This is a genomic window from Akkermansia sp. GGCC_0220, from assembly GCF_017566105.1.
Lineage (GTDB): Bacteria > Verrucomicrobiota > Verrucomicrobiia > Verrucomicrobiales > Akkermansiaceae > Akkermansia > Akkermansia massiliensis.
On the sequence record NZ_JABFCI010000012.1, the window covers coordinates 83,849 to 90,083 of the forward strand.

General features: G+C 56.5%; 4 protein-coding genes. All 4 read left to right on the plus strand.

What is annotated here, in order from left to right:
• The first annotated feature begins 44 nt into the window (after positions 1-44).
• The 4 genes from HJW02_RS09530 (at position 45) to HJW02_RS09545 (ending at position 5,686) form a co-directional block, all read left to right on the plus strand.
• Positions 45-1,592 (plus strand): O-antigen ligase family protein, encoded by a 1,548-nt coding sequence (locus HJW02_RS09530; RefSeq protein WP_156340770.1) that lies wholly within the window; start codon positions 45-47, stop codon positions 1,590-1,592.
• Positions 1,593-1,689: 97 nt separating this feature from the next.
• Positions 1,690-2,439, plus strand: coding sequence for a 3-deoxy-manno-octulosonate cytidylyltransferase (gene kdsB / locus HJW02_RS09535; RefSeq protein ID WP_102721039.1), 750 nt, complete (start codon positions 1,690-1,692; stop codon positions 2,437-2,439).
• An 11-nt stretch (positions 2,440-2,450) separates the two neighbouring features.
• A complete protein-coding gene (locus HJW02_RS09540; protein WP_022397536.1) occupies positions 2,451-4,058 on the plus strand; it encodes a CTP synthase in 1,608 nt (535 codons plus the stop codon).
• Between the two features lie 65 nt (positions 4,059-4,123).
• Positions 4,124-5,686 (plus strand): sodium:solute symporter, encoded by a 1,563-nt coding sequence (locus HJW02_RS09545; RefSeq protein WP_022397537.1) that lies wholly within the window; start codon positions 4,124-4,126, stop codon positions 5,684-5,686.
• Positions 5,687-6,235 lie beyond the last annotated feature (549 nt).

Sequence of the window (6,235 nt, forward strand, 5' to 3'; positions counted from 1 at the left end):
TCTTTCCCGCCATTGTCTTTTATGCGGGAATCACGGGCAGCCCTATGAATGGTAATTTATTTAAAATTGTACTGATTTCAGTAGTTGCCATTCTCCTAGCCATCATAGGCGGCGTCATGTCGGCGGATGGAGACCCCTTTTCCATCGCCCTGGCTGTTTCCCCCTTCCTCCTGGCCGTCCTTTTCCTGATGAAGGAAAAGGTATGGTACCTGTGGATATGGCTTCCCCTGCTCTTCCTGCCCATACCGGAACTAAAGGACTACGCGCCCCTCTTCGCCTACGGCATTACCATTCCCTTCTACTTGTGGAATGCCATGCTCAAGCGTTCAACCCTGACATGGAATGCCGCCCCTCTCCTGGACGCTGTCATTCTCGTGCTGTTCATGCATGTGGGCTACGTCTTCCTGAGCCACCCCTTCGGCCTGGGCCTGAATGTGCTGGAAGACTACTACGGGGGCAAGGGATACGTCCTCTTCCTTCAGGCGCTCCTTGCCTATCTTTGCCTCTCCTCCCTGAAAACCACCAGCAATGAACTGGGAAAGGTGCTTCAATGGGCCGTTTTTCTGACCATTATCTTCACGCTGGTCTCAACCGCCCAGGGCATCCTTTCACCGAATTCTGCCGGAGCGAACCCGGCGGCGGCCGCAGTCTCGGCAAGCGCCGCCTCCGAAGACACGCGGCAATCGACCTTCCTCCAAATTTCCCTATTGGCGGTTCAACTACTCATCATCAACTACTCCGTATGGCAGATGATCAAACGTCCCTGGTGGGGCGCCCTTCTTGTCCTTGGAACCATCGGAGTCCTGTTTAGCGGATTCCGCTCCTTTATTGCGCAGCTTCTGCTCCTGTTTTTCACAATATCTCTGATCTACAAAAGATGGTTCTTCTGCATCCTGGTTCCCATCTTCGGAATGCTTTTGCTTCTGCTCCTCTCCTCCTCAGGAATGCTCCATTCCTTTCCTTACGGTATCCAGCGCACACTTTCAGCCCTTCCTTTCCTGGATGTCAGCATGCAAGCCAGAGTAAACGCGGAAGCGTCCATGACCTGGCGCTTTGAAATGTGGGAATGGGCTCTGGACGACCGCGAACACTTCATTCAGGACAAGGTATTCGGAGACGGCTTTTCACGGGATATCAGCATCGTGAAAGCCAACATCTATGAGGAAGCCTACAACCTCAGCCAGGGCCAGTCATCCTTTGCCTGGAACGGGCTATGGCACAGCGGCCCCATTTCCACCATTCAAACGCTCGGCTACGTGGGGCTTTCCCTGTACCTCATCCTGTCCGTCATCGGCATGACCTATGCATGGATCGTCAGCAGAATCTACCGCAACCACAAATACAAGCTGGGCATTCTTTACGTTTCAACCGTCTACTTCATCAAGCCGCTCACCTTTCTGCTGATCTTCGGGGATAGTACCACCATCTCCATGGACATCATCTCCCTGGCCATCATCAAGGTACTCTTCTCCTGCGCCAAAAAGGAAGGCCTGTACATATCCCTCCACGTCCGCAAGGAATACATGCCGCTCATTATCCGGAAGACGGAGGCAAAACCGCAGCCTGCCGCCGCGCCCGCCATTTCCGCCTGACCGTTCCGCCCCTACTCCGGAAAAACGGGCGCATCTGATGCTTGAGGCTGGACTAATTCAAGGGGAGTTGCTACCTTTCGATGCGTTTCCTCTTCTCATGGCAGCAGACTCTCCTCATCATATCATCGGCCTCATCCCGTCACGCTGGGGGTCCTCCAGATTTCCGGGCAAGCCGCTTCACCTCATTGCAGGAAAACCGCTTGTCCAGCACGTATGGGAACGCGTTTCCCGCTGCTCCCGCCTTGACGACATCGCCATCGCCACGGACGACCAGCGCATCTTCGACACCGCCGTGGCCTTTGGCGCCAAGGCGATCATGACCTCTCCGGACCATCCCAGCGGCAGCGACCGCCTGGCGGAAGCGGTGCAAGCCTTCCCCTCCGCCACTCATGTGGTCAATATCCAGGGAGACGAACCCCTCATTGACCCGGCCCTGATTGACAGGCTGGCGGACGCGCTGGTTTCTGACGGGGCCCTGTCCATGGCTACCGTGGCCTGCCCCATCAGCGCGCAGGAAGACCTGGACAACCCGAACATCGTCAAAGTGGTCCTGGCCGGCAACGGCGACGCCCTGTACTTCTCCCGTTCCGTCATTCCCTATGCCCGCCATCCCCGCGTCACCCCCCCGCTGCGCCATCTGGGCATTTACGCCTACCGCCGGGACTTCCTTGAAAACTACGTGCGCTGGGAACCCACCCCCCTGGAACAAACGGAATCCCTGGAACAACTGCGCGCACTGGAAAACGGCGCCAGAATCAGAGTCATTCTGACGGACCATGTCAGCGTGGGCGTAGACACGCCGGAACAGGCGGCCCAGGTGGAACAAATCTTATTAAACATACATTAAGAACCATAATCATGAAATACATCTTCGTCACAGGTGGTGTTGTCTCCTCTCTCGGCAAAGGACTGGCGGCGGCATCCATCGGTACTCTGCTGGAACGCTGCGGTCTCAAGGTCACCCTTCAAAAATTCGACCCCTACTTGAATGTAGACCCCGGCACGATGAGCCCGTTCCAGCACGGGGAAGTGTACGTCTTGAACGACGGGGCGGAAACGGATCTGGACCTGGGCCATTATGAACGCTTCGTCCATTGCAACCTCTCCCGTCTTAACAACCTTACTTCCGGCCAGGTCTTTGAAAGCGTGCTGCATAAGGAACGCCGGGGAGACTATCTGGGTAAAACGGTTCAATACATTCCGCACGTCACGGATGAAATCAAAAACCGCCTTTATGAAGTCACGGAACAATCGGACGTGGACATCATCATCACGGAAATCGGCGGCACGGTAGGGGACATGGAAGGCCACATCTTCCTGGAAGCCCTGCGCCAGTTCGCGCTGGAAGTGGGCCGCGACAATGTCTGCTTCATCCACGTCACCCTGCTCCCCTACATCAAGGCCGCCGGGGAAATGAAAACGAAGCCCACCCAGCAATCCGTCGCCAAGCTCCGGGAAATCGGTATTCAGCCGGACGTGATCATCTGCCGGACGGAATACGATATGAGCGAAGACGAAAGGAGGAAAATCGCCATGTTCTGCAACGTGGAAGCCAAAAATGTCATCGCCTTCCGCGACGTTAAAAACACCATTTACGAATGTCCTCTGGACCTCAGCCAGGACAAAATAGACCGCATCGTCACCAAGCGCCTGGGGCTGGACGTTCCCGCTCCCAACCTGGCGGACTGGCAGCGTTACGTGGGGCGTGTCATCAGCCCAAGCCACTCCGTAAGGATTGCCGTAGTCGGCAAATACATCGCCCTTCAGGACGCTTACAAATCCATCTATGAATCCTTCACTCATGCCGGTGCTGAAAATGACACTCGCGTGGAAATCCTCCGGATAGACGCGGAAGAAATTGAAGAAAAAGGCGCGGATGCCCTGATAGGTTCCGTGGACGGCATTCTGGTGCCGGGCGGCTTTGGAGACCGCGGCATTGAAGGAAAAATACAAACAGTGGAATATGCGCGCACCAAGGGCATCCCGTTCCTGGGCATCTGCCTGGGCATGCAGGTAGCCGTCATTGAATACGCACGCCACATCTGCGGCATGGACGATGCCAACTCCACGGAATTCGACCAGAAATCCACCCACCCCGTCATCAGCCTTCAGGAAGAGCAGAAAGGAATCAAAGCCATGGGGGCCACCATGCGCCTGGGCTCCTATAAAGCCCTGATCCAGCCCGGAACGCTGGCGCACAAGCTGTACGGCAAGGACAGCGTCACGGAACGCCACCGCCACCGTTACGAATTCAACCCGGCCTACCGTGAAGAACTGGAAAACGCAGGCATGGTCATCAGCGCCGTTAATGATGAACACGGCCTGGTGGAAGTCGTGGAACTTCCCTCCCATCCCTTCTTCATCGCCTGCCAGTACCATCCGGAATTCCAGTCCGCACCCAACCGGGCTCATCCGCTCTTCTCCGGTCTGGTTTCAGCCGCGCTGGAACACAAGAGCCGCTCCTGACCCTTCACCAAGCCCGGGGCCTTTTCCGGAAACCCTGTTCCGGAAAAGGCCTTCTCTTTCCAGGCATGTTCACGGACCTCCTTGTCATCGTCGTCTACTTTCTGGCTATCTTCTGCATTGGCATCTATGCGGGACGCAGGCAGAACTCCCTGACGGACTATGCCCTGGGCAACCGCTCCCTGCCCTGGTGGGCCATTCTGGCCTCCATCCTGGCGGCGGAAATCAGCGCGGCCACCTTTCTGGGGGCTCCGGGGGAAGGCTACCATACCCGCAACTTCACGTACGCCCAGCTCTGCATCGGCACTATCCTGGGCCGCATCATCGTCGGCAAGCTCTTCCTCAAACCCTACTATGACTACAAGGTGGTCTCCATCTATGAATACCTGGAAAAAAGATTCGGGCTCCTGACGCGCCGCACGGCCTCCATGGTCTTCCTAGTCAGCCGGGTGCTCGCCAGTGGAACAAGGCTTTACTTTGCAGGCATTCTGCTGGTCATTGCCTACCAATTCATGACGGACACCACGGCGGACGCCAACCAAATTGTCCTGCTTTACATTGCCGCGCTGGTCGTCATCTCCATCGCCACCACTATTTACACAGCCATCGGCGGCTTGAAAGCCGTCGTCTGGACGGATGTCCTCCAGGCCGTCGTGCTGGGCGTCTCCATGCTCTCCGCCCTGTGGGTTCTCTTCTCCCACATTCCCGGAGGGTGGAACTCCATCTCAGCCGCCATGAACGGAGGGGACGACTGGAAATTCTTCTCGTGGGGCACCAAGGAAGGCCTGGACTTCCTCCAGCAATGCGCCCATGTCCTGGGTCAGGAATACACGGTATGGGCAGCCTTCCTGGGAGCGACCTTCATCACCATGGCTACACACGGCACGGACCAGGACATGGTGCAGCGGATGCTGGCCGCAAAAAGCAGCAAGGCGGGAACGCGGGCAGTCATCGTATCCGGGCTGCTGGACTTCCCCATCGTCATCGTCTTCCTCTTCACGGGCATTCTTCTCTACGTCTTCTACCAGTACAATCCGGCGTCCCTCCCCGCAGACACGCCGCAGCTCCATGTCTTCCCCTACTTCATCATCCATGAACTGCCCAACGGCATCCGGGGGCTGCTGATCGCCGGGCTCCTGGCAACCGCCATGGGTTCCCTGTCCACCGCTCTCAACTCCCTGGCAACCACCGCCACCAAGGACTGGTACCAGGGAGTATTCAAACCGGAAGCCACGGAACGTCAGCTCCTCCGGTGCGTGCGCTGGGGAACGGCCGGCTTCTCCCTGCTGCTCATCCTCGTTGGTTCCATCACGGCGTGGTACGTGGTGCACCACCCGGAAGTCCGCATCATTCAAATCGCCCTGGGCATCTTCGGCTACACCTACGGCTCGCTGCTTGGCATCTTCCTGCTCGGGATGCTGACGCGCACCAGAGGAAACGATTCAGGAAACATCATTGCCATGGCGGCAGGCTTCCTGGTCATTGCCTTGCTGACCGAACTCATCCCCCTGCCCGCCGACTGGAGGCAATATATTCCGGAAATAGCCTTTCCATGGCGCGTAACCATCGGCACCCTGGTCACCTTTGCCGTCGGCTTCGGTTTCAGGAGCCGCCACATCTCCGCACGCTGAACGGCATCCGCCGTTACCCGGCTTGCGTTCCGGCTTTCCCCTATTAAGGAAACTTGAAACCTTATTGCAGTTTCAGGACATCCCGTTATCCATTCGACGCCTCATTCTTCTGAAAGGCATGTTGACCACCACTCCTTTGCCCATAAAAAATGCATTCTCCAGCAGCGCTCTTCCCGTTTACCGGAACAGAAAAGCAAAAATGAAGGTATTCTTTGCAAGTCTCCAACATATGAAACTGGCTGTGGAATAAACTACCGCTTTTATCTTTCCAGGAAGGCCCCCTCCTTCTATCCAACGGCACCTATCCTCTCCCAAGGAGAGGAAGAGAAACCTGGTTAAGAAATCGTCACAATCAGCAACGCATTGGCAGAATTACAGTTGTGCAACACCCCCACTTCCCGTCTTCCATCCCGTCCCTATTGTCTAAATAGTCCATCTTGTCTACCGGCAGAACCCCGCCGTAAAAACAATTCCTTCCCTCCCTCTTCCCTATTCCTCCCCTTAAGCACAAAAAGAGCCGCTCCCCGTGGATGGGAAGCGGCGCTGGCC

What these genes read in the sequence shown, in the direction of transcription:
- HJW02_RS09530 (WP_156340770.1), top strand. Translation starts at nt 45, where the DNA reads ATGAATGGTAATTTATTTAAAATTGTACTGATTTCAGTAGTTGCCATT.
- kdsB (WP_102721039.1), top strand. Translation starts at nt 1,690, where the DNA reads ATGGCAGCAGACTCTCCTCATCATATCATCGGCCTCATCCCGTCACGC.
- HJW02_RS09540 (WP_022397536.1), top strand. Translation starts at nt 2,451, where the DNA reads ATGAAATACATCTTCGTCACAGGTGGTGTTGTCTCCTCTCTCGGCAAA.
- HJW02_RS09545 (WP_022397537.1), top strand. Translation starts at nt 4,124, where the DNA reads ATGTTCACGGACCTCCTTGTCATCGTCGTCTACTTTCTGGCTATCTTC.